General features: G+C 59.9%; 23 protein-coding genes and 2 pseudogenes. 16 read left to right on the top strand and 9 right to left on the bottom strand.

What is annotated here, in order from left to right; all coding sequences use genetic code 11:
* Positions 1-50 precede the first annotated feature (50 nt).
* The 6 genes and pseudogenes from NKH29_RS27645 to NKH29_RS27620 all read left to right on the top strand — a co-directional run bounded on the left by NKH29_RS27645 (position 51) and on the right by NKH29_RS27620 (position 4,412).
* Positions 51-764 carry an ABC transporter permease gene (locus tag NKH29_RS27645; protein ID WP_023675013.1) on the top strand — a complete coding sequence of 238 codons (714 nt, stop codon included), beginning with the start codon at positions 51-53 and terminating at the stop codon, positions 762-764.
* Positions 761-1,588, top strand: a complete 828-nt coding sequence (locus NKH29_RS27640) for an ABC transporter permease (RefSeq protein ID WP_023717639.1) — start codon at positions 761-763, stop codon at positions 1,586-1,588. Before NKH29_RS27645 ends, NKH29_RS27640 begins: the two co-directional genes overlap by 4 nt.
* Positions 1,589-1,652: 64 nt before the next feature.
* Positions 1,653-2,522 carry an NAD(P)-dependent oxidoreductase gene (locus NKH29_RS27635; protein WP_023717640.1) on the top strand — a complete coding sequence of 290 codons (870 nt, stop codon included), beginning with the start codon at positions 1,653-1,655 and terminating at the stop codon, positions 2,520-2,522.
* An 18-nt stretch (positions 2,523-2,540) separates the two neighbouring features.
* Positions 2,541-3,237: pseudogene (locus NKH29_RS27630) on the top strand (DNA alkylation repair protein); the annotation flags it as partial.
* Positions 3,197-3,778, top strand: coding sequence for a GNAT family N-acetyltransferase (locus tag NKH29_RS27625; protein WP_353001036.1), 582 nt, complete (start codon positions 3,197-3,199; stop codon positions 3,776-3,778). The pseudogene NKH29_RS27630 and the gene NKH29_RS27625, both read left to right, overlap by 41 nt.
* A gap of 61 nt (positions 3,779-3,839) precedes the next feature.
* Positions 3,840-4,412 (top strand): DUF3299 domain-containing protein, encoded by a 573-nt coding sequence (locus NKH29_RS27620; protein ID WP_023717643.1) that lies wholly within the window; start codon positions 3,840-3,842, stop codon positions 4,410-4,412.
* An 11-nt stretch (positions 4,413-4,423) separates the two neighbouring features.
* Here NKH29_RS27620 and NKH29_RS27615 read toward each other — a convergent pair whose 3' ends face one another.
* The 4 genes and pseudogenes from NKH29_RS27615 to NKH29_RS27600 all read right to left on the bottom strand — a co-directional run bounded on the left by NKH29_RS27615 (position 4,424) and on the right by NKH29_RS27600 (position 7,025).
* A complete protein-coding gene (locus NKH29_RS27615; RefSeq protein ID WP_006333679.1) occupies positions 4,424-4,915 on the bottom strand; it encodes an Lrp/AsnC family transcriptional regulator in 492 nt (163 codons plus the stop codon).
* 203 nt (positions 4,916-5,118) lie between these two features.
* A pseudogene (locus NKH29_RS27610) lies at positions 5,119-5,810 on the bottom strand (uracil-DNA glycosylase family protein).
* On the bottom strand, positions 5,750-6,361 hold the full coding sequence (locus NKH29_RS27605; protein ID WP_023717645.1) for a glutathione S-transferase: 612 nt from the start codon (positions 6,359-6,361) through the stop codon (positions 5,750-5,752). Before NKH29_RS27605 ends, NKH29_RS27610 begins: the two are co-directional and overlap by 61 nt.
* A 40-nt stretch (positions 6,362-6,401) precedes the next feature.
* A complete protein-coding gene (locus NKH29_RS27600) occupies positions 6,402-7,025 on the bottom strand; it encodes a thermonuclease family protein (RefSeq protein WP_352847905.1) in 624 nt (207 codons plus the stop codon).
* A 75-nt stretch (positions 7,026-7,100) separates the two neighbouring features.
* On the opposite strand from NKH29_RS27600, the gene NKH29_RS27595 reads away from it, so the two are divergent.
* Entirely contained in the window at positions 7,101-8,615 is a 1,515-nt protein-coding gene (locus NKH29_RS27595) for a sensor histidine kinase (protein ID WP_023717647.1), read from the top strand.
* 4 nt (positions 8,616-8,619) lie between these two features.
* Here NKH29_RS27595 and NKH29_RS27590 read toward each other — a convergent pair whose 3' ends face one another.
* Positions 8,620-9,618: a nicotinate-nucleotide--dimethylbenzimidazole phosphoribosyltransferase gene (locus NKH29_RS27590; protein ID WP_352482679.1), complete on the bottom strand. Its 999-nt coding sequence runs from the start codon at positions 9,616-9,618 to the stop codon at positions 8,620-8,622.
* 174 nt (positions 9,619-9,792) lie between these two features.
* On the opposite strand from NKH29_RS27590, the gene NKH29_RS27585 reads away from it, so the two are divergent.
* Complete coding sequence (locus NKH29_RS27585) at positions 9,793-10,026, top strand: DUF1289 domain-containing protein (protein ID WP_031193575.1); 234 nt, start codon at positions 9,793-9,795, stop codon at positions 10,024-10,026.
* A gap of 13 nt (positions 10,027-10,039) precedes the next feature.
* Positions 10,040-10,744: a TIGR02281 family clan AA aspartic protease gene (locus tag NKH29_RS27580; RefSeq protein ID WP_352482604.1), complete on the top strand. Its 705-nt coding sequence runs from the start codon at positions 10,040-10,042 to the stop codon at positions 10,742-10,744.
* Between the two features lie 9 nt (positions 10,745-10,753).
* Here NKH29_RS27580 and dusA read toward each other — a convergent pair whose 3' ends face one another.
* Positions 10,754-11,746, bottom strand: a complete 993-nt coding sequence (dusA, locus tag NKH29_RS27575) for a tRNA dihydrouridine(20/20a) synthase DusA (protein WP_352883426.1) — start codon at positions 11,744-11,746, stop codon at positions 10,754-10,756.
* Between the two features lie 128 nt (positions 11,747-11,874).
* Here dusA and NKH29_RS27570 point away from each other — a divergent pair, with 128 nt between their 5' ends.
* Complete coding sequence (locus tag NKH29_RS27570) at positions 11,875-12,969, top strand: site-specific integrase (protein ID WP_127259349.1); 1,095 nt, start codon at positions 11,875-11,877, stop codon at positions 12,967-12,969.
* Positions 12,970-13,126: 157 nt separating this feature from the next.
* On the opposite strand, the gene NKH29_RS27565 is transcribed toward NKH29_RS27570, so the two are convergent.
* Positions 13,127-14,074 (bottom strand): LysR family transcriptional regulator, encoded by a 948-nt coding sequence (locus tag NKH29_RS27565; protein WP_353001035.1) that lies wholly within the window; start codon positions 14,072-14,074, stop codon positions 13,127-13,129.
* Positions 14,075-14,347: 273 nt separating this feature from the next.
* On the opposite strand from NKH29_RS27565, the gene NKH29_RS27560 reads away from it, so the two are divergent.
* From NKH29_RS27560 to NKH29_RS27545, 4 genes are all read left to right on the top strand, one after another.
* Entirely contained in the window at positions 14,348-15,007 is a 660-nt protein-coding gene (locus NKH29_RS27560; RefSeq protein ID WP_353001034.1) for an ABC transporter permease, read from the top strand.
* 13 nt (positions 15,008-15,020) lie between these two features.
* On the top strand, positions 15,021-15,770 hold the full coding sequence (locus NKH29_RS27555; protein ID WP_353001033.1) for an ABC transporter permease: 750 nt from the start codon (positions 15,021-15,023) through the stop codon (positions 15,768-15,770).
* A 52-nt stretch (positions 15,771-15,822) separates the two neighbouring features.
* The gene (locus NKH29_RS27550) at positions 15,823-16,671 is read left to right on the top strand and encodes a transporter substrate-binding domain-containing protein (protein ID WP_353001031.1); all 849 of its coding nucleotides are present in this window, start codon (positions 15,823-15,825) and stop codon (positions 16,669-16,671) included.
* A gap of 74 nt (positions 16,672-16,745) precedes the next feature.
* Entirely contained in the window at positions 16,746-17,999 is a 1,254-nt protein-coding gene (locus NKH29_RS27545; protein ID WP_353001029.1) for a CapA family protein, read from the top strand.
* Positions 18,000-18,015: 16 nt separating this feature from the next.
* Here the strand turns inward: NKH29_RS27545 and NKH29_RS27540 are convergent, their stop codons facing one another.
* A complete protein-coding gene (locus tag NKH29_RS27540) occupies positions 18,016-18,546 on the bottom strand; it encodes a helix-turn-helix domain-containing protein (protein ID WP_353001028.1) in 531 nt (176 codons plus the stop codon).
* Positions 18,547-18,694: 148 nt separating this feature from the next.
* Here NKH29_RS27540 and NKH29_RS27535 point away from each other — a divergent pair, with 148 nt between their 5' ends.
* Together NKH29_RS27535 and NKH29_RS27530 are read left to right on the top strand one after the other, a co-directional pair.
* Positions 18,695-18,931: a helix-turn-helix domain-containing protein gene (locus tag NKH29_RS27535; RefSeq protein WP_112099334.1), complete on the top strand. Its 237-nt coding sequence runs from the start codon at positions 18,695-18,697 to the stop codon at positions 18,929-18,931.
* Between the two features lie 803 nt (positions 18,932-19,734).
* The gene (locus tag NKH29_RS27530) at positions 19,735-26,106 is read left to right on the top strand and encodes an HTH domain-containing protein (protein ID WP_353001027.1); all 6,372 of its coding nucleotides are present in this window, start codon (positions 19,735-19,737) and stop codon (positions 26,104-26,106) included.
* 135 nt (positions 26,107-26,241) lie between these two features.
* Here NKH29_RS27530 and NKH29_RS27525 read toward each other — a convergent pair.
* Positions 26,242-26,578 (bottom strand): hypothetical protein (locus NKH29_RS27525; RefSeq protein ID WP_353001026.1); only part of this gene is annotated, 337 nt, incomplete at its 5' end.

Raw genomic sequence — 26,578 nt, 5'->3', positions numbered from 1 at the left:
GGGTGATGCGGTACGGGTCTCAACGAGCCTTAAGGAGAACAGGCAGGCGGATGCAGAGCGCACTGACGCTTCTCAGTTGGGGACCCGAAGGCTGGCTCGACGACATCGCCGCGGGTGTGTTTGTCACAGTATGTCTTGCGCTGGCCACGCTGCCCTTCGGGCTGACGCTCGGCTTTTTCGTGGCGCTGGCCAAACAGTCGGAAGAGCCGTCGCTGAGACTGGCCGGGAACATCTACACCACGATCTTTCGCGGAATACCCGAGCTGCTCACGCTGTTTCTGATCTTCTTCGGCATCCCATTAATCCTGCAATACATTGTCCGGCTGGTGAGCCCCGGGACATCGGCCGACGTCAACAGCTTCGTCGCCGGGATGATCGCGCTGTGCTTCATCTTCTCCTCTTATTCCAGCGAGGTGTTTTTATCCGCCTTCCGCGCGATTCCAAAAGGGCAATATGAGGGAGGCTATTCGGTTGGCCTGTCCAGCGGCCAGACGATGCGGCTGATCGTACTGCCGCAGTTAATCCGCATCGCATTGCCCGGACTTGCCAATCTTTGGCTGATCCTGCTCAAGGACACCGCGCTCGTCTCGGCCGTCGGCCTCAACGAGATCCTCCGGCAGAGCGGGGTTGCCGCTCGCGTCACCAAGCACGCCTTCCTGTTTTACGGTTTTGCCGGCCTGATCTATCTCCTGCTAGCGATCGTCTCCTCCTTCGGCATCAATGCGATCGAACGAGCGGTTGGCGGCAGCGAGGTCAAGAGATGAGCCTGGCCACCGACACGCTGAAGGTTGACCGGCCGCCGCCGCCCGCACGCGGCTGGTCGCGCCAACGCATCCTCGGCCATGTCCTGGTCGGCCTGTGGATCGCTCTCGGCATTGGCGTGGTCGTCTACCTGGTCACTGCGTGGAACCCGGAGTTCTTCCAGAAATATGCACCCGGCTACATATCCGGCCTTGGCATCACCCTGCTGCTGGTTGCCATCTCGATTGTGCTTGGTGCGATCCTGTCGGTGCCGATCGCCTATGCACGTATGTCGAACAATCCGATCCTTTCGGGGTTCGCCTATGCCTATGTCTATTTCTTTCGCGGCACGCCGCTGTTGGCGCAGACCTTCCTGGTCTACTACGGGGTCGGCTCCTTCCGACCGGAGCTCGAGATGGTCGGCCTGTGGGGCTTCTTCCGCGAAGCGTTCAACTGCGCGATCTTCGCCTTTTCGCTGAATACGGCCGCCTACCAGGCCGAGATTTTGCGTGGCGCGATCGAGAGCGTGCCAAGGGGCCAATGGGAAGGTGCCGCCTCGCTCGGCCTGCACAAACTGCAGACGATGTGGAAAATCATCCTGCCGCAGGCGCTGATTGTGGCGCTGCGCCCTTATGGCAACGAGATCATCCTGATGATCAAGGGCTCGGCAATCGTCGCCATCATCACGGTCTACGATTTGATGGGCATCACCCGGCTCACTTATGCGCGCACCTTCGACTTTCAGTCGTATATCTGGGCGGCGATCATCTATCTGGTCATCGTCGAAACATTGCGCCACGGCGTCGAGTGGATCGAACGGCGTATCACCATCCATCTGCACCGCTGACTCCCATCCCCTTGCCTGATCCGATAAGAAGGCCGCAAAGCAGGTTTCTAAGGGATTCGAAAACATGGCTTCGGTGGCATTTCTCGGTCTTGGCGTCATGGGTTATCCGATGGCCGGGCATCTCAAGAACAAGGGCGGTCACGACGTCACTGTCTACAACCGCACCAGGGCCAAGGCCGAGCAGTGGGTTGCCCAGCATGGCGGCAGCTTCGCCGTGACGCCGGCAGAGGCGGCCGAGGGCAAGGACTTCGTTTTTTCCTGCGTCGGCAATGACGACGATCTGCGCTCGGTGACGACCGGCGCCGGAGGCGCCTTCAATTCAGTGAAGAAGGGCGCCATCTTCGTCGACAACACCACGGCATCGGCCGAGGTCGCGCGCGAACTGGCGCAGCAGGCGCAAGCGCTCGGGTTTTCGTCCCTCGACGCTCCGGTCTCCGGCGGTCAGGCAGGCGCTGAGAACGGCGTGCTGACCGTGATGGTCGGCGGCGAGCCAGACGCCTTCGACAGGGCCAAGCCGGTCATAGATGCTTATGCCCGCATGGTCGGGTTGATGGGACCGGCAGGGGCTGGCCAGCTCACCAAGATGATCAACCAGATCTGCATCGCCGGCCTCGTTCAGGGACTGGCCGAAGGTATCCATTTCGGCAAGCAGGCCGGGCTCGACATCGAAAAGGTGATCGAGGTGATTTCCAAGGGCGCGGCCGGTTCCTGGCAGATGGAGAACCGCCACAAGACGATGAATGCCGGCAAATATGATTTCGGCTTCGCCGTCGACTGGATGCGCAAGGATCTTGGCATCTGCCTCGCCGAGGCCGACCGCAACGGCGCCAAACTGCCGGTGACGGCACTTGTCGACCAGTTTTACAAGGACGTGCAGGCGATGGGCGGCAAGCGCTGGGACACGTCCTCGCTGCTGGCGCGGCTGGAGAAATAGGATTTCACCGTGGCCGAGCTTTCGCCTCAATCCAGCGCCGACGAAATCGTCGCTCATCTGCGCTCGATCGCCTCGGAGGAAAATCGCCTTGGCATGCTGCGCTACGGCATCAAGATCGAACGTGCGCTCGGTATCTCGCATGGCGTGCAGCGGCAGATTGCCAAGAAGATCAAGCGCAACCATGACCGTGCCTTCGAGCTTTGGCAGACAGGCATCATGGAGGCGCAGTTCATCGCCTCCGTGACCGCCGATCCAGAGCGGTTCTCCGCCGCGGATGCAAGACGATGGGCGGCGACTTTCGACTCGTGGGATATCGTCGACGGGGTCTCCGATCTCTTTGTCGATACGGATTGCTGGAGGGAACTGATCGCCGAATTCGCGGTCGACGAACGGGAATTCGTTCGGCGCACGGCGTTTGCGATGATGGCTTGGTCGGTGGTCCACCGGAAGAAGGAACCCGAGGCGACCTTCCTCGAATTCCTGTCGATCATCGAAGCGCATGCGACCGACGGCCGCAATTTTGTGAAGAAGGCGGTGAACTGGGCGCTTCGTTCGATCGGCAAACGATCGATGAATTTGCACGGCCCTGCCCTTGCCCTGGCGCAAAAACTAGCGGCCTCGACAGACAAGGACTGCGCGCTGGATCGGCAAGGACGCCGTGAAGGAACTTTCCGATGCCAAGACGCTCGAACGGCTCGCCGCCAGAAAAGCTTGACCTGAGCAAAGTGCGCTTCACGGAGGTGACGCAATCGACGCGCGCTGATTTCGAAAACCTGTTCGAGCAACCCGGCGGGCCGAAATATTGCTGGTGCATGGCCTGGCGCAACCTCGACCGCCGCGAGCATGTCGAGAACGACGAGAAGAAACGCGCGATGATGGCGCTGATCGAGGCTGGCACGCCGGTCGGCATTGTCGCCCAGATCGATGGCCGGACCGTCGCCTGGTGCTCGGTCGCGCCGCGCGAGACCTACCGCAGGCTGTCGCGGCAGCAGGACGATAGCGAGATGGGCATCTGGTCGATCGTCTGCTTCTATGTACCGAGAGCGCTGCGCGGTGGCGGGCTGGCAAGCGCATTGCTCGACGCGGCCATCGATCACGCCGTTGCCAAAGGCGCCAGGATGATCGAAGCCTATCCGGTCGACGATGCTTCGCCGAGCTACAGCTTCATGGGGTTTCGCGGCATGTTCGTCGCCCGTGGCTTTCGCGAGATTGGCATAGCCGGCTCGCGCCGGCATGTGATGCGGCTTGAGCGTTGACCAGTGGACAGCGGCAGCTTTACTTGATGTCCGCAGATCAAGGCTCAACAGCGGAGCAGCGATGAGCAACCGTTTTAAATCAGGCGCGGTCTTGGCGACTGCCTTGTTGGCGTCCGCCATCGCGGCAAGCGCTTCCGCTGGGACCATGCACATTTTCTGGAAGGATCTGCGCCCAGCGACCCAGGCAGCCGCCGAAAGCGTCGGACTGCCAATGATCGCGGCCAAAATGCCGGATCATGGCGAAACGCTCTCTCACGATTTGCAGGACCAGACCGTGCAGCTCGCGGGCTACGCACTGCCGGTCGATCGCGACGGTGATCTCGTCTATCAATTCCTGCTGGTGCCCTGGACAGGGGCCTGCAGCCATATGCCGACGCCGCCGCCCAACCAGATCGTCCTCGTTACGCCTGCGCAACCCTACCGGATGTCCGAGGCCTACCAGCCGGTTTCGATAACTGGCGCACTAGAGCCAGGCATGGAGAAGAGCCAGCTTTTCATCCTTGACGGCGTCAGTGTCATCCAGTCGGGCTACACTGTGCGCAAGGCCGAGGTGGTCAACGTCGACACCGTGCCGGACACGATCACGCTGCCGGTCAACTCGCCCTGGACTTTCCTCAACAAAAAGAAGAACTAAGCAGAAGAATCTCAAGCGGCGTTGGCGCCGGACTCCTTGTCGAGCACCATGTAATCCAGCGGCATCTCGGTGGTGTATTTGATCTGCTCCATGGCGAAGGAAGACGACACGTCGCGGATCTCGATCTTGGCGATCAGCCGCTTGTAGAAGGCGTCGTAGGCGGCGATGTCGGGCACCACGACGCGCAAGAGATAGTCGACATCGCCGCTCATGCGGTAGAATTCGACCACTTCGGGAAATTCCTGGATGACCTCCGAAAAGCGCCGCAGCCATTCATGGCTGTGCGAATTGGTGCGGATCGACACAAACACCGTGACCCGCACATTGACCTTTTCATGGTCGAGGATGGCGACGCGCCGCTTGATGACGCCCTCTTCCTCGAGCTTCTGGATGCGCCGCCAGCACGGCGTCGTCGACAGGCCGACCTTCTTGGCGACGTCGGCGACCGCAAGCGTCGCATCCTCCTGCAGGAGGCGGAGGATTTTTCTATCGAGGCGGTCCATTGGGTGCTCCCCCTGATGCAAGTCGTCCAAAGTGCGCAGCGGCTTTGGCACAACGATATGCATAAAAACAAGAATTTAAAGCGCGTCCCCTCATGCGCTACGCGCTTCGAGGAATAGATTACCATATTCCCTCTTGTCATGGCCTTTTACAAGAAAGAAATTCTGTCGGATAGCGCGAAAGCGAGTGATTTCTTGCTGAATGCCTAGCCGATGCGATAGCGGATTTCCGATCTTAGAAATGGCAGCAAATCCATTTCAAACCATGGATTGCGCTTCAGCCAGCCGGTGTTGCGCCAGGACGGGTGCGGCAGCGGCAGGACTTTCGGGTCAGTCGGTGCCGCCCAGATGGCGCGCCAGTCCAAGACTGTTTCTGTCAGCGAGGGACGGCGCGCCGCGCCCATATGCCAGCTTTGCGCGTAGATGCCGATCGTCAGCACCAGATCGACTTGCGGCATCAGCGCCATCAGCGATACGCGCCAGGCCGGCGCACATTCGCGGCGCGGCGGCAGGTCGGCGCCCTTGGCGTCCTGACCCGGAAAGCAAAAGCCCATCGGCACAATGGCAAACTTGTCCGTGTCATAGAATTCCTCGCTGCCGACGCCGAGCCAGCTTCGCAGCCGGTCGCCGGAGGCGTCGGTGAACGGCATGCCTGACACGTGGACCTTGGTACCCGGCGCCTGGCTGGCGATCAGGATGCGGGCGCTCGAAGATGGCCTGAGCACCGGACGCGGCTGGTGCGGCAATGGCCTGCCGGCCGGCTTATCGACGCAGATGCGGCAGGCGCGTACCCTCGCTGCCAAGGCTTCCAACTCTTCGCTCATTCGGAACTCATTGTCAGGCGGCGGCACTCGGCCGGCTTGAGATTGCCCGATACCAGCGCAGCACGTTGGTGCACTCTTCGGGTACCTTGATGCGAGCCGGCTTCATGAAGTCGATGGCGACCAGCCCGGTGATGTCGGCGATCGAATAGGTATCGCCGGCGACGAATTCCCTGCCGGCGAGCTCAGTGTCCAGAAATCTCAGGAATTCGATCGCCTTCGGCTTGTTGGCCTCGCCCCATTCGGGGATTTGCGGGATCTCCCATTCCCTCATTGCGGGATGGATATGCCGGAACGCCGCGGAGACGCAGCCGAACAGATTGAACTCCACGCGCCTTTGCCACATCTCGACGATTGCCTTGCCCAGCGCACCACGCCCGAACAAAGCCGGCTCGGGGTGCAGTTCCTCGAAGTAACGGCAGATTGCGACGGACTCGGTGATGATGGTGCCATCGTCGAGTTCGAGCACCGGCAGACGCTTCAGCGGATTGCGCGAGCTGACCGGCTGCTCTTTGTGCTCCAGCGCACCCATGTCGACCGGCACCAGCGGAACTTCAACTCCCTTTTCAGCCAGGAAAATCCGAACCCGACGTGGATTGGGCGCGCGCCCGCCGTCGAACAGCTTCATCTCTATCCTCCTCGTCCGTACGACGAATTATAGGCGCAGCTCACCAGAAGCGAAAAATCTCCCGCAGGGCGTCGCCGATCGACGCCAAGGTCCCGTGTTTTCTTTCGACCAGCTCGTGCCCGTGGCTCTCGCGCCAGTTCTTCGGCTCGTCGAAAGTTCCGGCCCAGATGCCGGCCTTGCCTGCGCGCGCAGCGGCTTCCTCGGTCTCGAAGTCGCCAAAGGCGACCGCCCAGCCGGCCTCGACCTGAGCGCGGTTGAGATCCTTGCCGCCGACCTTGCAATCGCCGAGCAGCCTGCCGTAACGGTCGCGCTGCCAGCCGCTGCAGGAAACCGCTTTGCCGGCAATCAACCGCACCAGGGACTGCCGCGCGAGCTTGCCGCAGGGATAGTCGGCACCGTCCTTGCGGCAGATCTGCGAATATTCCGGCGCGTCGATGCCGCGCATGCGGACACGCTCGCTGCCGAGGGTGATGCTATCGCCGTCATTGACGAGCGCGGCGCCCTCCGCCTTGCGCGTCTCCACCCGGTCGAGGCGCGCCGCCAGGAGGATCAGCAGGCCAAGCACGATGAGCGTCAGCCCATAGTCCATCAGCCTGCGCCACCGGCTTCGCGGGCGCGGCGCATAGTATCGCTGGCGCGGCCATCGCGACCACGAACGGCTCATATGGCAAACCGTTGGTTAATCATTCGAACGTAGCTTAACGATTTGAAATTGCTGCCCGCGTAAATTGAAGACTTCATGCCCCTGCAACGCTCGACCACGGCGGACAAGTTTATTGTGGACCGCAGGAAACGCCATCGCAACAGCGATGTCGCGCGCGCGGTCCGCAAGACGCGCGACCGTCTTTCGCAGCAAGCCGGAAATCCCGACTTCGACCGCGAGCTGTTGAAGCTCCACGCGCTGTCGATGACCGGCGGCGTGATCGTCGTCCCGCTGCTCGTTCTGGCAACTGCCGCCGCAGGCTTGCTCGCGGGCGTCGGCAAGGAGATCGGCGTCTGGGCGCTGTTCACATTCATCTGCTACACCATCGTTGCATTCATGGCGAGACGCGTCACTCAGGCGTCCGAGCTCAACCCGCTGGAAACGCATAGGGATTTCCTGATCGGCCATTTTCTTTGCGGGCTTGGCTGGGCCTGGTTCGCATGGCTCGGCTGCGAAACTTGCCAAATCGATCAGTTCCAGGTCGCCAAGGCGGTGGTGCTGCTGCTCGCCATGTCGGCAACCGCGATCCTGGCATCGTCCCTGCGCGGTGCGCTGTTGGCGACCTTCGCCCTCCCGGTCGCCATCTATGCCTATGCCAGTGCGAAACTATGGCTGCCCGTCGAGGTGATCATGGCAGGTTTGCTGATCGCTTCGCTGCCTTTCTTCGCCTATGTGGCGCGCCAGCTCAATCGTTCCTCGCTGATGCTGCTGTCGTTCCGCTCCGAAAAGGACGCGCTGATCGCCGAACTGGAGACGGCGAAATCGATGTCGGACGAGGCACGGCGGCGGGCGGAAGACGCAAATCTGGCGAAATCACGTTTCCTGGCCTCGATGAGTCACGAACTGCGCACGCCGCTCAACGCCATTCTCGGCTTTTCCGAAGTGATGGCCAACGAGGTGCTCGGCCCGATGAGCAACCCGACCTATCGCGACTATGCCCGCGACGTGCATGACTCCGGACAGCATCTGCTCGACCTGATCAACGAAATCCTCGACTTGTCGCGCATCGAAGCGGGTCGCTACCAGCTCAATGAGGAGCCGATGATGCTGCTCTCCGTCGTCGAGGATTGCTGCCACATGATGGAGCTGAAGGCGCGCAACAAGGACATCCGCATCGTCCAGGATTTCGAAAACGCCTTGCCGCGCCTGTTCGCCGACGAACGCGCGGTGCGGCAGATTGCGCTCAACCTCTTGTCCAATGCCATCAAGTTCACCGCCACCGGCGGCGAAATCCGCGTGCGCGTCGGCTGGACGGCGGGCGGCGGGCAATATCTCTCCGTCAAGGACAATGGGCCGGGCATACCGGAAGACGAGATCCCGATCGTACTCTCGGCCTTCGGCCAGGGCTCGATCGCCATCAAGAGCGCCGAGCAGGGCACCGGGCTTGGCCTGCCGATCGTGCAGGGCCTGCTGGCCATGCATGGCGGCGAATTCCAGCTCCATTCCAGGCTACGCGAAGGCACCGAGGCGATCGCCATCTTCCCGCTGAGCCGGGTGATGGAGGAACTGCCGGCGCTGCCGACCAAGGCGGTTGCTTCGCGCCGGCGCTGAATGCTTAACCGCGGACCGCGGCTGCCATGCCGGAGCTGGTCAGCGCGGCCGCCTTGACCAGTCCAGCGGCAAGAGCCGCCCCTACCCCCTCGCCCTGGCTGACGCCCAGATCGAGCAGCGCGCGAAGGCCGAGGCGCTCGGCGGCCTTGGCATGGCCCGGCTCCGGCGATAGGCTTGCGAGGAGACAATGATCGAGCGCGGCGGGGTTGGCGGCATATAGGGCGGCAGCGGCCGCGGTCACCGCAAACCCATCGAGCAGCACCGGGATCTTCTGCATCCGCGCCGCCAGAATGGCGCCGCAGATCGCTGCGAATTCCCGTCCACCGACCCGGCGAAGCGCTTCCAGCGGATCCTTGAGGCTCGCGCCGTGAAACGCCATCGCGGCATCGACCACCTCCGCCTTGCGCCTCTGCATCGCTGCGTTGGCCCCCGATCCAGGGCCGACCCAGTCGGCGCCGGTGCCGCCGAACAGCGCCGCGCAAAGAGCCGCGGCGACAGTCGAATTGCCGACGCCGAGGTCGCCAAGGCAAAGCAGGTCGGTGCCGCCGGCAATCGCTTCCATGCCGAAGGCCATGGTGGCGGCGCAACCGCGCTCGTCCAGTGCCGCGTCCTCGGTGATGTCGGCTGTTGGAATGTGCAGAGCCAGATCGAACACCTTCAAGCCGAGATCGTTGGCGATGCAGATCTGGTTGATCGCTGCACCGCCGGCGGCGCAGAGCTCGACCGCATTTGCCGTGGCGGCGGCGGGGCGCGGCGAAATGCCGTGGCGGGTGACGCCATGATTGCCGGCAAAGAGCGCCACCAATGGCCGCGTCACCGCCGGTGGCGCGCGGCCGCTCCAGCCGGCGAGCCAGGCGGCGACGTCCTCGATGCGGCCGAGCGAGCCTTTGGGCTTGTCTGCCTTGGCAAACAACTGGCGCACGCGGGCGTTGGCCGCCATATCTGCCGGCGGCAGGCTCACCAGAAGGTCGCGAAAATCGTCGAAAGGCAGCGCGCTGGTCATGTCGATGGCGATCGTCCCTGTGAATTGGTGAGCGGCATAGCCGCCTTGGCCAGCCGGCACAACCTCGGCGTAACTTGGCGGTATTGACGCGAAAGCACTTGTTGGCGGCGCACCCCGGAGGGCTTGCATTGACTTTGTCGTTGCACCATGTGGAGGCTAGCCAAGGAAATCCTCATGACGGCCATTGAATCCCCGTGCATCCTGGTCTGCTCGATCGACATGAAAACCGGTTTCTGTTTCGGTTGCGGGCGCACGCGCGAGGAAATCGCCGCCTGGATCGACATGACCCCGCAAACCCGCCGCAGCGTCATGGCCGAGCTGCCGGCAAGGCTGGAAACGGTCGAGCGACGCCCCCGCCGGGAAACCCGTCGCAGCCGCATGGCACGCGAACGCGACGCCCTCTCGTGAACCGGCCGCAGAGATGAACCGACTGTTGTGGATTCTGATCGTCGCGATCGGGGCGGGTGTGCTCCTGCTCATGCTCAACGATTCCGCCGGCAGCACGTTCGGCATTGAGAATTACGATTTCAGCCAGCTGATCTGGCTTGGCGCTTTAGCGGCGCTCGTCGGCGCCGGCCTGCTCAGATCGGGCAGGCCGTTAGGCACCATGGCCCGCAGCCTCGGCGCCTGGGGTGCCATCGTGCTGGCGCTGATCGCCGGCTATCAGTACCGCTATGAGTTGCAGGATTTCGCCAGCCGCGTCACCGCCGGCTTTGTTCCCGGCAGTCCGCTGGCACTGGGCGTGGACGAAGGCCATGCCACCGTCACCCTGGACAAGGCCGGCAACGGCCATTTCGAAGCGCGTGTCACGATCAACGGGACGCCGATCCTGACGGTTGTCGATACCGGCGCGACCAGCACCGTGCTGACCGCCGAGGACGCACTGGCGGTCGGGTTCAATTCGGCGGCTCTCCGCTTCACCATACCGATCTCTACCGCCAACGGCATGACACGCGCCGCCGCCGTAAAAACCGATGAGCTGTCGATCGGCGGCATCGTGCGCAAGGACATGCCCATCATGATCGCCGCACCCGGCACGCTCGGCCAGAGCCTGCTCGGCATGAATTTCATCGGCTCGCTATCGGGCTTCGACGTCCGTGGCGATCGCATGATTTTGCGGGATTAACTTCTTTCCTCAGGCCGCCTCTGCGGTCCTGCCGAAATCGACTTCTGCGAAAGCCGCCTTGAGCACCTGCGGTCCGGCACCCGGCTTTGTCGCCTCGGTGGAAAGGATCTGCCGATAGCGGCGTGCACCGGGCAGGCCGTGAAACAGCCCGACCATGTGCCGGGTGACATGCCCGAGGCGTCCACCCTGCTCGATATGGCGTGCCGCGTAATCCGCCATGGCATCGATCAGCGCGGCAAAATCGAACGGCTCAGCCGTGCCGCCGTAAAACGCGGCATCGATGCCGGTCAGTATCCCGGGCGTGTGATAGGCGGCGCGGCCGAGCATAGCGCCATCGACATGGTCGAGATGCCTCAGCGCCTCTGCAAGAGATTGAATGCCGCCATTGATGCCGATGAATTTGTTTTGTTTTCTGGCTTTCAGCCGATATACGCGGCCATAGTCGAGCGGTGGGACGTCGCGATTTTCTTTTGGGCTCAGACCTTCCAGCCAGGCCTTGCGGGCGTGCACCCACAGCGCGTCGGCGCCGGCCGCGAAAACACCGTCGGCCAAGGCATCGAGTGCCGGTTCCGGATCCTGCTCGTCGACGCCGATGCGGCACTTGACGGTAACCGGTATTTTCACCGCCGCCTTCATCGCAGCGACGCAATCCGCGACGAGCACCGGCGTCTTCATCAGGCAGGCGCCGAACGTGCCCGACTGGACGCGGTCGGACGGACAGCCGACATTGAGGTTGATTTCATCATAGCCGAAGGCTTCGCCGATGCGCGCCGCCTCGGCCAGCTTTCCCGGATCGGCGCCGCCGAGCTGCAGCGCCACCGGATGTTCGCTGTCGTCGAAGCCGAGCAGCCGCTCGCGTGCGCCGTGGATGACCGCATCTGCCACCACCATCTCAGTGTAGAGCAGCGCCTCGCGCGTCAATTGGTGATGGAAGAACCGGCAGTGCCGGTCCGTCCAGTCCATCATAGGCGCAACGGAAATCCTATGGGCTTGATTTATCACGCTTTTTCTCGTATTTTCAGGGCCTTAAAACGTGCACACGTTCGCCGTTTGTACGACACGATATCCGTCAGTTTTCGCATTTTGTACCCCTCCCTGTGCACACAGCGTGCACGAAAAAGAGACCACCCATGGCATCCATCAACAAGTTGGCTTCCGGCAAGTGGCGTGTGCAGGTTCGCTGCAAGGGCCACTACCTCAGCACCAGCTTCTCGCTCCGCAAGGACGCCGAGATGTGGGCGCGCCGAATTGAGCGAGAAATCGACCTGGGTCAGAAGCCTGCTCCCAAGCACAAGGACGGGATCAAAACGGTCTCCGACCTGATCGACCTGCATATCGCCGATATGACGGAAGTTGGCAAGTTGATCGGGCGTTCGAAGGCATTCAGCCTGGACCTGCTACGAGCCAGGCTCGGAAGGCTCAACATCGCGGATCTCAGTCGCGAACAGGTCATAAAGTTCGGCAAGGAACGAGCCGAGGAAGGCGCCGGACCTGTCACCGTTGGAATAGACATCGGATACATCCGGACATTGCTGGTGCACGGCGCGGCTGTGCATGGACTGCCTTATTCAGCGGAGCCGGTGGAACTTGGTCGTGTCGCCCTCGCCCGCTTGGGTCTTGTTGGCAAGGGCAACGAACGCGATCGGCGGCCGACACTTGGCGAGATAGAGGCCCTGATCCGGTACTTCAGAGAAAACAACTTCCAGATTATCCCCGTCGACAAGATCATCCGCTTTGCGATCGCCACCGCCATGCGGCTCGGGGAAATCTGCAACGCCACGTGGGAGGACCTGAACGACCGCAACAACACCCTGCTGATACGAGATCGCAAGGACCCACGCCACAAAAAGGGCAATCACATGCGTATCCCGCTCCTCGATGTGAGTGGTTACGACGCCCGCGCGATCCTCGAAGAGCAGCGTTTCTCCACTGAGGGAAAGGGACGCATCTTCCCCTACAATGGGAAGTCGGCCGGAACCGCCTTCCGACGTGCCTGTCATGAACTTAAGGTCGAGGACCTGCACTTCCACGACCTGCGTCACGAAGGCACAAGCCGCCTGTTTGAAGCTGGCTTCACCATCGAGCAGGTCGCCATGGTCACCGGGCACAAGGATTGGAAGATGCTCCGCCGCTATACCCACTTGAGGCCTGAGCAACTTCATGTGATCGCGGCGAGGCTTCAACAGACACCGCCACATACGGAGTTGCGGCAAGCAATCGGCTAATACCACTTTGCCAGACATCCGCCGTTGCTGGGAGGACAACCACGAATCCAGGATGGATTGAGCGATGTTGTCACGGGTCGCAAGGATTGGAAGATGTTGCGTTGATATACGCATCTCAGCCGGAAACCCTGCACACGATCCGAACTGCGAGGGCAGCCTAGCCGACCGCCAATAAATTGGCGCTTCCTAAGGAAACCGCAGGCGACTCCGTGGAAAACGCAGCGATGATCGCCTCGAGCGAGACATTCAATGCGCTGGAAAAGGTCCGGCCCTTCTGCCAAATCGCAACGTAGTGATAGAGCGCGGACGGCTCCACTGGCCTTATTCCCAAGTGAAACGCAGCGTACTCACGCGCGATGATCTCATTGGTTATCGAAATGCCCAGGCCAGCCGAAACGTATCCGGCTTCGTGACCGTTGCAATCGAATTCCACCAGGATGTCTGGCTCAACGCCGGCGAAGCGCAAAGCATTGAAGTTCATTTGGTGGGCGGCGAACTGGGGATCGATATCGACGATCGTTTCGCCTGCCAGGTCTTGGGCCTCGATACAGGTCTGTTTTGAAAAACGGTGATCGGGATGGAAAATGCATACGTTGCGCGCCGACCCCAGCGGTGCCCACTCAAACAGATTTGGGTCGAGCGGCAATCTCGAGATCCCGAGATCCGCCCGCCCAGCCAAGATGTGTTCTCCGATCTGCTCGTAGCTTCCCGAAAGGGACCGGACGTTAGAAGCGGTCTTTGAGTGGATAATCGCGACGACCTTGGGCAAGGTCGCGAAACCGAAAACGGAAGGGGCGGCAATTCCAATCCTCTGCTTTTCCTCGTTCTTCATTGCGAAGATCGACGCTTCCAGCCGATCCAGGGACGTCAGGGCAAGTTCTACGTTTCGCAGGAGTTCCCAGGCTTCCTGCAAGGGGACGATGCGGTTGGCTGATCTCTTGAAGAGTGTGATGCCGAGCGTGGTCTCGAGTTGCTTCACATGTTGGCTGACGGCCGGCTGGCTTATCCCGAGTGCTGCCGCCGCTCGCCTTGTCGAACCGGCACGCAAAACTTCCCGGAAAACCTTCAATTGACGCAGCTTCAGGTCGCTCTGCAGCAACTCCATTCCCTGCGCTCCTTTCCCTGATAACGCCCACCCGGGAAGGAGATAACGCCAACCTGGGGAGCAACGAACCGCCTCAGTATATAACGGTGCGTTATAGACGAAATAATAAAAATTATAGATTGAGTGTGTAATTGCAAGCGCTAGAATTAGCCAATATCTCAAATTAACTCCAAATTACAAATATAACAATTCGCAACCTTGGGTTATACGGCTTGGTCTGAGTGGAAAAGTCCAGCGTATCTTGCTGTATTGCGAGTCGAGGAAAGCGCCCCCATGGGTGGTTTTACTAATCAGTTTGTTGTCGCACTCGCCGTGACTATAAGCCTGGCCCTTGTGAGTGGCTGCCTGGGTACGGCATTTGGCTTGTTTTTGGCTATTTCGAAGGGCACGGCACAACCGCGCCTCAACAGCGTCGTGACGGCCTACACCACGGTTGTCCGTGGTGTACCAGAACTTCTCATTATCCTGCTCATCTACTTCGGCGGAACGACGCTCGCCAGCAAGATCACCGGCCGGTATGTGGAGGTGAACGCATTCACAGCAGGGGTTATCGCGCTCTCGGTCGTTTTCAGCGGTTATGCGACCGAAGTGTTTCGGGGCGCCATTGCGGCTGTGCCAGCGGGTCAAACCGAAGCGGCAAAGTCGCTTGGGCTGAATGCCTGGCAGCGCTGGATGTTCGTCATCGGACCTCAGATGCTGAGGCTGGCGCTGCCTGCTTATGGCAATCTATGGATTTCGCTCTTCAAGGATACCGCGCTGGTTTCGATCGTCGGCCTGACCGACATCATGCGCGTTGCGTATGTGGGAGCCGGATCCTTGCGCGCACCGTTGACCTTCTACCTTGCGGCCTCCGCTCTCTATCTCTCGCTGACCACCGTTACGCTGCTGTCGATCCGGCTGGCTGAGCGGCGCTATCCGGCGCTTGGCCGGTAGGAGGGAGCGACCCATGAACCTCGGCCTGATGTTCGACGCACTGGTTGTCTTGCCCTCGGGCATTGGTCTCACATTGACCCTGACGGTCTTGTCACTGACTGCCGGATTTCTTCTGTCCGTGCCGCTGGCCTTCATCCGCGCGTTTGGACGTCCCGGCCTCTCCCTCGCGGTGCTCGCATACACCTATGTCGTACGCGGCACGCCGATGCTCGTTCAGCTCTTCCTGCTCTACTACGGCCTCGGTCAGATCGAGGCGGTGCGAACCAGCATCTTCTGGGTGATCCTGAGGGATCCTTTTTGGTGCGCTCTTCTGACATTTTCGCTGAACAGCGCGGCACACACCACCGAGATCCTGTGCCGCGGTCTCCAATCCGTGCCTACGGGTGTCACCGAGGCGGCCACGTCTCTCGGCTTGAAACGCTTCCAGATCGCTCGCCTAGTCACCTTCCCGATCGCTTTCAGGATATCGCTTCCGGCCTACGGCAACGAGGTCGTGGGGATGATCAAGGGGTCGTCGCTGGCGAGCACCGTGACGCTGCTCGAAATCACCGGCATGGCGAGACAGATGGTGTCGACCACGTTCGCGCCGTACGAGATCTTCATCGTCGCCGGAGCGATCTACCTATCGCTTACCTCGATCGCGGTGAAAGCGATCCAGTTGCTGGAGCGATGGCTTTCGACCGACGGCCATCCGGTGCGTCGACGAAAGGCGCGATTGCGCCCCGCCCTACCTGACCCAGAGATCACGACGCCCCTGCCCTGATTCCGCAGGTTCTGGGCTCCCCTTTCCATCCAAACCAACGAAGAGGTGCATCATGCGCATACCCCTGGCTATTGCTGTTTCTATCGCATCCCTGATGTCGGCATTTCCGGCCAACGCCGAAAGCGAGCGCGTCATATCGATTGCCACTGAAGGCGCCTCGCCGCCCTGGGACGGCACCGACGCGAACGGTCAACTCTACGGTTACGATATCGATGTTGGACAGGAACTGTGCCGTCGCATCCAGATCAAATGTACCTTCGTCCCGCAGGATTGGGACGGGATCATCCCGGCACTGCTTGTCGGCAAGTTCGACGTCATCATGTCTGGCATGGCGATAACGGAAAAACGCAAGCAGAAGATCGCGTTCTCAGTTCCCTACGCCACCGGCTTCAACCAGTTTGTTGTGCGCAAGGACCTGGGTCTCGATCCTGGTGACATCAAGCAGAAGGTCAACCTCTCGAGCATCGGCGACAAGGAAAAGGCGACCATCGAACGCCTCAGATCGACACTCGCCGGCAGGGCGATCGGGGCCCTGCGCTCGTCGAATTCGGAAGCAGTCGTCAAGGAAATGCTGGGCGATGTCGTGACCATTCGCAGTTATGACAGCCAGGACAACATGAAGCTCGATCTTGCCGCGGGTCGCATCGACGGCGGTCTGGCCGACTATTTCACCTGGCGGGATTTTCTGGAGACGCCTTCCGGTTCGGACGCGGTGTTTTTCGGGCCGGAATTGAAGGGCGGGCTCTGGGGGCCGGGCGTCGGCGCCGGCATGCGCAAGGACGATGCCGAACTTCTCGCCAAGTTCAACGCGGCCATCGATGCGGCTACCAAGGATGGGACGATCAAGGCGCTGAGCCTGAAATGGTTCAAAAGCGATATCTCACCGGCCCTCTCGCAATAGGCGGCAACCGACTTCGACATCGACGTGATGCTGGCCGGAACGCCAGCGCCCTCCCCTCCTTCAAGGCGAGTTCCATGAATCACCAGTTCTGCGCGGTCGTTACCGGCCAATCCCTGATCAAGCACGACATCCGTGACGTCAAAGACGAACGCTTCATCGCGGTTACGGACTTCCTGCGCCAAGGCGACGTCGTCTTCACCAACTTCGAGTCGACGATCCTGGGCAAGCACGGCGGGTGGCCGACCAAGGGCAAATACTTCGGATATTCCAGGGCTGAAGTGCTCGACGCATTGCAGGCCATCGGTTTCAACGCGCTTGCGCTCGCAAACAACCACGCCTTCGATCTCGGCGCTGACGGCATCCTCTCGACGCTTGAGGAAGTGGAAGCACGCGGTTTCCTGCATTCCGGCATCGGGGCCGACGAGACCGATGCCAGGAGACCGGGCCGCCGCCGGCTGGGCGCGCGCGATGTCTCGCTACTTGCGATGGATGCAGGCCCCGGCCCGACCAACATGTATGCCGAAGACCGCACGGCGTTCCGCCCGGCTCGACCCGGCGTCAATCGTCTGAACACCGTTCGCAAGATGGGGGTGCCGGACGGACATTTCGGCAGACTGGCAAGGCTGAGCGCTCATTTGCAAAGCTCGCCCTTTGAACTGGCCAACTATGCGCAACCGGAGGACCCTGTAGAGGTGGCAGCCGGCAAGGAGATCAATTTCTACGGCACCGTGTTCACGCAAGCCGCCGATTTCGGCCGTCTGATCGAAGTCGATCAGCGCAGCGCGAGTGTCCATCTGTCCGCCATCCAGCACGCAGCGGCACAAGGCGATTTCGTCATCGCCTATCTGCACCACCATCATTGGGAACCAGGTTGGCAGGACGTACCGCGCTGGGTGCAGACCTTTGCCAGGATGTGCATCGACGCCGGCGCGAACCTGTTCGTCAGCCACGGCGCGCCGGTGCTGCAGGCGGTGGAAATCTACAATGGCTCGCCGATCTTCTACGGCCTCGGAAACTTCCTCTTTCATGTGCACCCCGACGAAACCGAATGGGACCCACCGGAGGTCTGGCAAAGCATTGTCGCCGCGTGCCGTTATGATGCGGGCGGAAACCTAGCCGGGATAGACCTTCTGCCCGTCGTAATCGGCGCGGAACCTAAGTCTCTCGGATCGGCAACGGGCAGACTGGTGCCCGTCGCCGTCACGGGAAGCGCGGCGCGAGACACCCTCGAGGGATTTGCGACCCGCTCACGGGCATTCGGCGTCGAAATCGAAGTGTCCTCGACCTGCGGCCGCATCGCCCTGCCCGCTGCCCGAAAATTCGGCTGACTGCCGCGATCGGCCGTCAGACGGTCTTGCATTCGGCCGGCGGGGAAACGCCGGCCGTCTCGCTATCCGCCTTTGTGTCTAGCAGGGCCAGTTCTTCTCCTAACGCTGCGATCAGGGACGAGACGCGACCGCGCACACGCGGCGGAAGGTTCACTAGCCCCTCGATCAGGCGCCGACCCTCCGCGCTGGCAATGAAATCCAGGCGCTCATCGACCGGCAGGGGCCGCGCCTCGACGCAGGTCTCATCGTTTCCCGGCAGGCCGTCGAAGAAGCGGCTGACGGGAACGTTCAGCGACGTAGCGATCTCGTAGAGCATCGACGCACTCACACGGTTTCTCGCGTTCTCGTATTTCTGTAGCTGCTGGAAGCTGATGCCGATGGCTCTTGCCAGCTGAGCCTGCGAGACGTCCGACTGGACGCGAACGGTCGCGATCTGCCTGCCGACATGCTGATCGGCGGGATGCGGGTCACTCTCGATCATTGGCTTCGGCCCCGACCGAAAGAGGACGGAGCGTTGCGGTTTCAACAAAGCCTTTTGATCCTCCACTAGTCAGCCGGATAGAGAGTCTGTCGCGTACGCACCGGGTACTTCGCTGCGACGTGATGCGAAAGTCGAATCGCCATTTAATATACCTTACAAGGTGTAAAATAACCCTATAGGTGGCGAACAACATCGGGCTGCCGATTGTGGACCCATGGTCAGTCCACGACAGATTCGAGCCGCACGGGCTTTGCTTGGTTGGTCGCAGCAGGAGCTTGCTGACAAGGCAATTGTGTCTCTGAATGCGCTGGCCCGGTTGGAAAACGGCAAGGTAGATTCCCGGATCAGCACTCTGCAGGCCATTGAGGCGGCTCTGACAAAAGCAGGTGTCGAATTCCTATCTGCTGGTCAAAAGGGTGAAGGTGTACGGCTATTAGATCCTCTGGTTTGAATGCCCCATTCGCGGAAGACAGGTTCTCGCAATTGCAATTGTCACAAGCACCCTCCTGCGGGTGACGAGAGCCAAAGTCGTGCTATTGTCGGAATCAGCCATGATCCGAGATCCAGACAGCTTGGGTTGTAGCTCGGCCGAACGACGTGTTGGAGCACGTTCGTTCGACTAGGAATAGCGAACTACATTTTTACGTACATACCGTACATTACGGACATCACCATTGTCAAACGTTCCTGATCCTGTCGACAACAAAACTGAACGCTTCGAGTTGCGGCTCTCGAGCGACTTACTTACTCGCGTGGACGAGTGGCGTCGCACTCAGCCAGATCTTCCCACGAGATCGGAAGCGTTCAGGCGATTGGTGGAGGCTGGTCTTGCGTCAAAATAGGTTGCGGCTTGGCTCGACCGCATGGGGAGACCGATCGACGGCACTGATGAACCGCGTCTATGCCTGTGTCGCACATATGGCAGCTTTCGAGATCGGCAAACGCCGCCCTAAACGACGACAATGGGGCGCGTAGCCGATAGGCAGCTTTGGGCCGAGAGCAGCTCGGTTTTTCGGAAGCAGACTTTAGCTAGGCGAGCATCGTTATGACGATACATTCGAGCCTCGTCCGAACAACTGCGCCGACGGACCGCGTGAGTTGCTGTAGCAAACGGATCCTTAGACGCGATCCAAATCGAAACTGGCGCTCAGCTTCGAGCCCACTTGGAGTAGCACTCACCGCTATTCGGCATTCGGCCTTTGTTACACCGAATTGGATCCATGACATCATGGCTTCTTTCGGCAAGAATGAAGGATGACCTCTAAAATCCGCCGAGTCGCCCTGCCAAGCCATGAGGAAAACCCGGAATGGCTGACTGAGAAGCCCAAGAATAGAACCGTCAGTCCGCCGGTGAATACACGTGGCGACAGGCTGCCGTTCCTCGAACTCAGTTGGGAAAACTTCGAAAAGTTATGTCGACGACTGGCCGAAGCAAGCGGAGACGTCGAGTGCGCCTGGGCGTATGGTACCCGTGGACAGAAGCAGTACGGAATCGATCTTCTCGTTCGCCGCACCGACGGCTCCTATGAGGTCTGGCAAACAAAACGCTACAAGAAGGGCACAGTTGCCGATGTGAACGCGGCGCTTGAGATTTTTCTGAAGCACCCATGGGCAGAAAAAGCTAAGCGATTTGTGCTGGTGTTTGCGTGCGCGCTCGAAGAAACGAAAGTGGTAGAATCGGTCGAGGAGGTCCGAACTAGCCTCTCGTCGAAGAGTATCGGGTTTGATCCGCTGGATGCAGTTCATCTCACGACCAGACTAATCCCACGTCCAGAGATTATCGACGATTTCTTTGATCGCGCGTGGGTTGAGAAGATCTGTCCACGCGAAGCGCTGACGCGGTTAGCGGCACGAATTCCTGCGATCGCCAAGGATGCTTCCACGACCACATTCCATTCCGCTATCACCGAAGAGGACAGCCGCTTCGCGGCGTCATCGTCGAAGGCGCACATGCTTGACATGTTAACGCAGGCTCAAGCGAACCTCGCCACGAAGGAAGATCTAGCGGCCGTTGCCCAAAGTCTGCGAGCACGTGATTCTGAACCCCAAATCCGTTTGCCAAGGATAGTTGCTGACCGCGAGTTGCAGGCCGCGTTTTCCAAAGCGCTGCGGCGGCGTGGCTTTAGCCGTACGGATACGCCGAGAGAACTCGCAACGCTCGCCGACCGGGCGATCGATGGCGATTTGGCGCTTGCCTCTCCTTTGCTGCGGGCGGAGGTGTGCGAGCGGGCCGCCCGGGCGAACGCGGTACCCGAGAGAAGAGCTGCTGCCGAGCGGTTTCGCAGCGAGGGGGCAATAATTGATCCGGCGCGCGATCTTTTCGTCGTGGACGCCTATCTGAAGGAGGCTGCTGGTGACGCTGATGCAGCCCTGCGCGTTCTCAAGACACGCCACGACATTGAGGCCCGATCGGCGGTTTTTTTCGTCTTAGTCCGGCGGAATGGAACCAGTGCTGCCCTGAATTGGGCGCGCGCAGAAAATCTTAGAGCTGCCGATTTCACGTCGCCTAGCGCCTTGAATCTGGTGATCAAGACGATTGAAAATGGAGAATTCGACGACGCTTTGACCTTTGTCAGAGAGATGCCGGATTCGTATTTCGACGAAATCGCGGCGCTCTATCTGCTAAGGTCGCAGCTCGCGCTCGCGTCGCTGCTTCCCCGTGATCGCCGAGCCGCCCTTTTTCAGGGCCTGCCGATTAACCCGCGCATGTTGCAGTTTGCCAGCGGACCGAACGCGGACAACCTTGTTAAAAAAGCACTGGCAGACGTGCAGAGTCTCCTCGCTAAGGTGCCGGAGCTTGAAATTGAGCACCTAGCTGATTTCCTATCGGAGTTCGCTCTTTGGCTTCGCCTTGAAATAGCGGATCAACGCGATGCTGCCCAGGCGCAATTGGCGGCGGAACTCGCCAATCCGGAAACGATCCTTCAGCGTGTTCGACTTGCCCTCGCGTATGGCGTGCCGTTCGATAGCGATGCACTGCAACGTAGCCTCAATCGGCGAAAGGAGCTGGGCGGATGGTCGGCCGACGAGCGTTTCGCTGCGTTCCTTCTGGCCGTTCATGATGACAATGCCGACACGATCAACGCCTTCTTTGCCACACATCGTGAGGACTTGTTCGCGCAGGGCGACCTCGCGCTGGGCTACCTCGCAGCCGTCGAAATTGAGGCTCTTGCCCGCGGCGGTCGGATCGATGACGCCAGGCGAATACTCGAGCAGCATCGCGGTAAACATCTCACTGACGAACAAGCGAAGGATGCCGAAGAGGCGATCGTTGCTATCGAAAACAAAGACGAGGTGGAGTGGCATCGGCAACGCTATGAGCAATCAAACAGCCTGCAAGAGCTACAATTTCTGGTCGAGGGCTTGCGCACACGACGCGACACAAAACTGCTCGCCGAGTACGCACCCAGATTGGTTCGGGAAACGAGGACGCGGCAAGATTTCGATGTGGCGATCAAGTCCCTCTATGCAGATCAACGCGACGCCGAGCTCATCGAGCTATATAACGAACTACCGGACCAAGCGGGACTTGATCCCGAATATGAATCCATCAAGGGATGGTCGCTGTATCGGGTTGGTCGGGTCGTCGAAGCGCGCGCGATCGCCCGCAAGCTATTTTCCACACGAGGTGAGGCCAGCGACCGTGAGTTGGCCGTCAACACCGCAGTAGAAACCGGCGACTGGGGATATTTACAAGGCATTGTAACCCGCGAGATAGACCGGCTAGGTCTCCTTTCATCAAAGGATTGCATGCGGCTGGCCCGGCTCTGCCTTGAGATCAACAGTCCTTACGTAGATCAGTTTCGCGATGCGGCGATCGAAAAAGCGCCCGATGATCCGCACGTCTTTCTTTCGGCCTATGTTTTAGCAACCGAAGGGGGTGAAGAAGATCGAGGTCCGAGAACTCGCGAATGGTTTCAGAAGGCGATCGAACTTTCTGGGTCGGATGGACCAGTGCAAAGCGTACCCTTTCGCGGGCTCCTCGAACACGCGTCCGGCTGGCGGGAGCGCACTGACCGATTCGACAAGGCACTACGCAAAGCGGAAATTCCTGTTTTCATGGTCGCGCGGGCGGTCAATCGCCGCCTACTTGACTTGACACTCGGCCAAAGCCACCGGAACGCCAGCGTACAGGATCGAAGGCTAAGTTATCCGGTATTTGCTTTTTCTGGCGCGAGATCTGCGGCTGAGATTTCGCAGTCAGCTACGGTGGCATTCGACATAAGTGCCCTGATAACCATGGAGTATCTCGGCATCCTTGATCGGGCGTTGACGTCCTTCACTCAGGTCATCATCTCCCCGCGCACGCTTGGGTTTCTTTTCGCTGAGCGGCAGTTCCTGCGTGTTCATCAGCCTTCGATAGTCATCAAAGCGCGGCGAATCCATTCCTTGATTGCGAGCGGACGCCTAAAGACCATTCCACGCTCTGGCGGACATGCTACGGCAGCGGGCAAGGAGATGGGCGAGGATTTGGTTACGCTGCTGGAAGCAGCAGCGGCGCGGGGCGGCTTGGTAGTTAGAACCGCTCCCGTCCCGAAGCTCGGCTCCTATCTCGAAGAAAATGCGGACATGCATGGCTACATGGCGGTGCTCACCGATACGCATCAGGTTCTGTTGTTTCTGTCGTCAAGAATCGATTCCGTGCGACGGAACACTGCAGCGGCATATTTGCGACATGTCGACAAAGGCTGGCCCGAAGCGCAGCCTGTCGAAACCACCTCGAGCCTCTACCTCGATGATCTTACAGTCACGTATCTCGATCACGTTGGCATTCTCGATAGCCTAACGAGTGCCGTGGCAGGCGTGTATGTGCACGAGGATGTCAGCGAACAAGCTCAGGCCACTCTGCGGCATGCCGAGGATGCCAATGACTTGCTAGGAGCGATCGACGAAATCCGTCGCAAAATCGCGGCTGGTGTTGAGAGTGGCCATATCAGGTTCTCCTCAAGGAATCTATCGGACCGCGACGAGGCGGATCAGGAACACGAGGATCTGACGGATACTGCGCCAACGCTTGATCTGCTCTCCATTCTTGCTGACACTGATGTCATAGTCGCCGACGACAGATGCCTGAACAAACTGCCGAACTGGACTGATGGAGCAAATCGAACAGTTCCGTGCGCGACTACTCTTGATGTCCTTTCGGCGCTGCATAGGTCCGGTCAGTTGGACGATGACAGCTACTGGTCGGCACGCCATCGGTTACGAGTTGGTGGCTTCTCTGCTATGCCCCTTGAAGCCGATGAGCTTTTACATTGGCTAGCAACTGCTCCCATTGAGGATGGCGCTCTGCGCGAGACGCCGGAGCTGAGGGCCGTTCGTGAAAGCATAGCGCTACCGCAGATCCACAACGCATTTGTTCCTCCGGAGGATCGATGGCTGGCCGGCATACGGCTCGCGATTTGCAAAGCAGTACGTCAAACGTGGATTGCGGCAACGGATGCAACGCTAGCCGCAGCGGGCGCCGATTGGCTGATATCGATCTTGCCCGATCCACTTGCATGGTGCCCCGATTCCGACAATCAGACCCTTTGGGCAGCCGCGCGCCAGCAGGCCAGTATGCAGGCTGCAATGTTTATGGTTTTTACTGAAGGCAAGAAAGGTAGACAACGTGAGTATTTTGCCTGGGTGGAGGAGCAGGTAGTCGTCCCCCTGCAGAAGAATCGCCCGGAAATCTGGGATGCGACGATCCAGTTCCTAAAATCCTACATCGGGCAGCTTTGGCGGATCGACGACCAGGTCGACTTTGAGATTCATGTCGAGGTGCTCGCCAAACTGCTGATCAATCCGCTACCCCTCTCTGTGCGAATGCCATTGCTGCTGGACGAAGAGTATCGAGCCAAACTTGGCATCAAGCCGCGCTTTTCTTACCCGCTAAGCGAAAAGCTTTCTGTAGAGACTGGCGGCCTTCACGATGCGCTTCGTGCTGCAATCGGCGGCCGCACCAGTGTAATGATGACGCTGAGCAATGGACGGCGCGTGCGTGCCAAGCTCGGCCGCCCGCCCGGCGGGAAAGCGACTCTCGTCGTGAAAGGCGAAGGCTTTGCTTTCAGCAACGCCGATCTTCTGAGTGCTGAACGGGAACCTCGGGTCGCAGGCTTGCAACGTGTTTTCGCGGCACAGCCCCTTTCAGAAAAGGAGGAGCTTTACTGGCATGGGATCGTTGAAGATCGCACCCTGGCTGACCGCGAGTACGACGAGCTGATGACGACGTTAGGCTACACACCGGAAGCGTTTGCAGCCGATCTACAGAAGCCGCAGTCCCTCAGTCCTCAAACAATGATGCCAGGCTCGCCTGCGTATTTCGACCGACTTGTCGCGCCGCTTGGCGAAACCGAAGATATCGGGACGTTTATCCGAGGCGAGCTCGCGGCCGCGCGTCGTTCGCTGCTTGAGCGCAACTCGCTAGTGGCAATTCGGCGCATCGCTTTCGGCGCCCTGTGGCAACCGCTGATTCCCTTCGACCAACTGGAGCTTGCCGCCGCCGATCTGTCCCCCCTGTTGGATGCAGAAGACCCGTTCACGCTTCTTTTCGGTTTTGAGCTAAGCCGTGCGCTGCTCGACAAAGAAACGGCGTTTGCCGATCTCGGCAGTGCTTTTCTGAGAAAGTTGCTAGGGGACGCGCAAGCCTCAATACATCGCTGTGAGATGTTTTCGGCATGCGCCATTGTCGCGACCATCGAAATCCGGCGCTCATCGAAAGCCGCTTCTGCGCCCATCTTTTGGACGAGGCTTGCGGCGCTTGCGCACGCCGGAGTGTTGGCGGACGCACTCGGAAGAATGCCCGACACGGTCGGCTTCTTGGGCTGGGTGGCGCGCAATTTCTACGCGCGCTATGTCTGGAATTGCATTGTTGATCGCCGCGAAGCCCCACGTTGGTGTCCTGACTGGATCAGCCCCGATCATATTTTTGCTGAGCTAGTCGGCCGTGCACGCGGAGCGCTGTATACGCTGGCCGAAGCGTGCAGACCGGCGGCATGGGTGGAACTTATTGACGCGGCCACTGCGCGCCTCATCGATGACAAGAACATGCTCGCGACAATGTTCCCCGGACCATTCGACGATTTTCTGACAACGAACGCTGTATCTACGCTACGAGACGTGCTTGCTGAAGTGGAAACAGGTCTCGACCAAGCCACTCGCCTCGCCGACGTACCGGGGCTTGCTGCGATGACCTATGCCTCTATCCCCTCTGAGCGAGCGGTCCACAATGTGGCGCGCATAGTGACGGCCGGAGTGAACGAACAGGTCACCGATATCGAGGTCGAACTTAGTTATCTGAAGCTTGCCGCTCATTTCGCGCTAGCCACCCAGTCTGAGACTATAGCACAGGCCGTCATTGACCGTTGTTTTATTATGGCCCGCGGCACCGAAGCTTTCACGGAGATCACTGATCTATTCGCCGTGATAATGGAAGCCTGTGCCGTCTATCGTGCTGCCCAACGATATCACGAGGTCGTCAGTGAATACGCGGCCCGCCTCTGTTTCTTGGTGAATAGCAACGAGATCCTTTCGAGACTGGACGATATTTTCGACGTCCCGGTTCAACGCGATGAAAAACTCCTGAGTGTCCTCGGTAGGGCACGTGCGATCACGAAAACCAAGCGGGGTCGATCAGGAGCATAGTGACGTCCGCTGCGAGGGGACAACTCGTCCCTTTATTGGACGTCGTATTTGCGGCGCATTGCGGTCCGGCAGGAAGCGGAACGGCGACGTTCTAGCTGATCGGGGCGACTGCTTGACGGTGCGGATTGTGGCGCCTCACGTAGACAAAATGCATAGAAGATGTTCTGGGTCCTCTATCGAGTGCCCCTCTGGCATGCCTGGCTCGGTGGTGGAGCGCTTGATCTCATTGCCTAACCATTTCTGAAGTGAGAGTGGAGGATGTCCGAGGGAGCAATGGTTGAGAAGGATGATCCGCCCTCCCGACTGACGATCAAGCACTTGCGCAATGGCGTCTACGAACATGTCGGCCATGCCCAACTTTGCGACCGCGCCGCGCGGCGCTATCACCGTAAGCGCGAATTTCCCCGCACCTTTTGCTGTTGAGTGCTCTGATGCATGAGGTGTCCACCAAAATAGGTGGACACCTTGTGAT

Origin of the sequence: Mesorhizobium sp. M1295 (assembly GCF_040318135.1) — a bacterium.
Classification (GTDB): Bacteria; Pseudomonadota; Alphaproteobacteria; order Rhizobiales; family Rhizobiaceae; genus Mesorhizobium.
The sequence above is the reverse complement of the archived record's forward strand: the minus strand, read 5'-3'. Positions and strand labels throughout refer to the sequence as shown.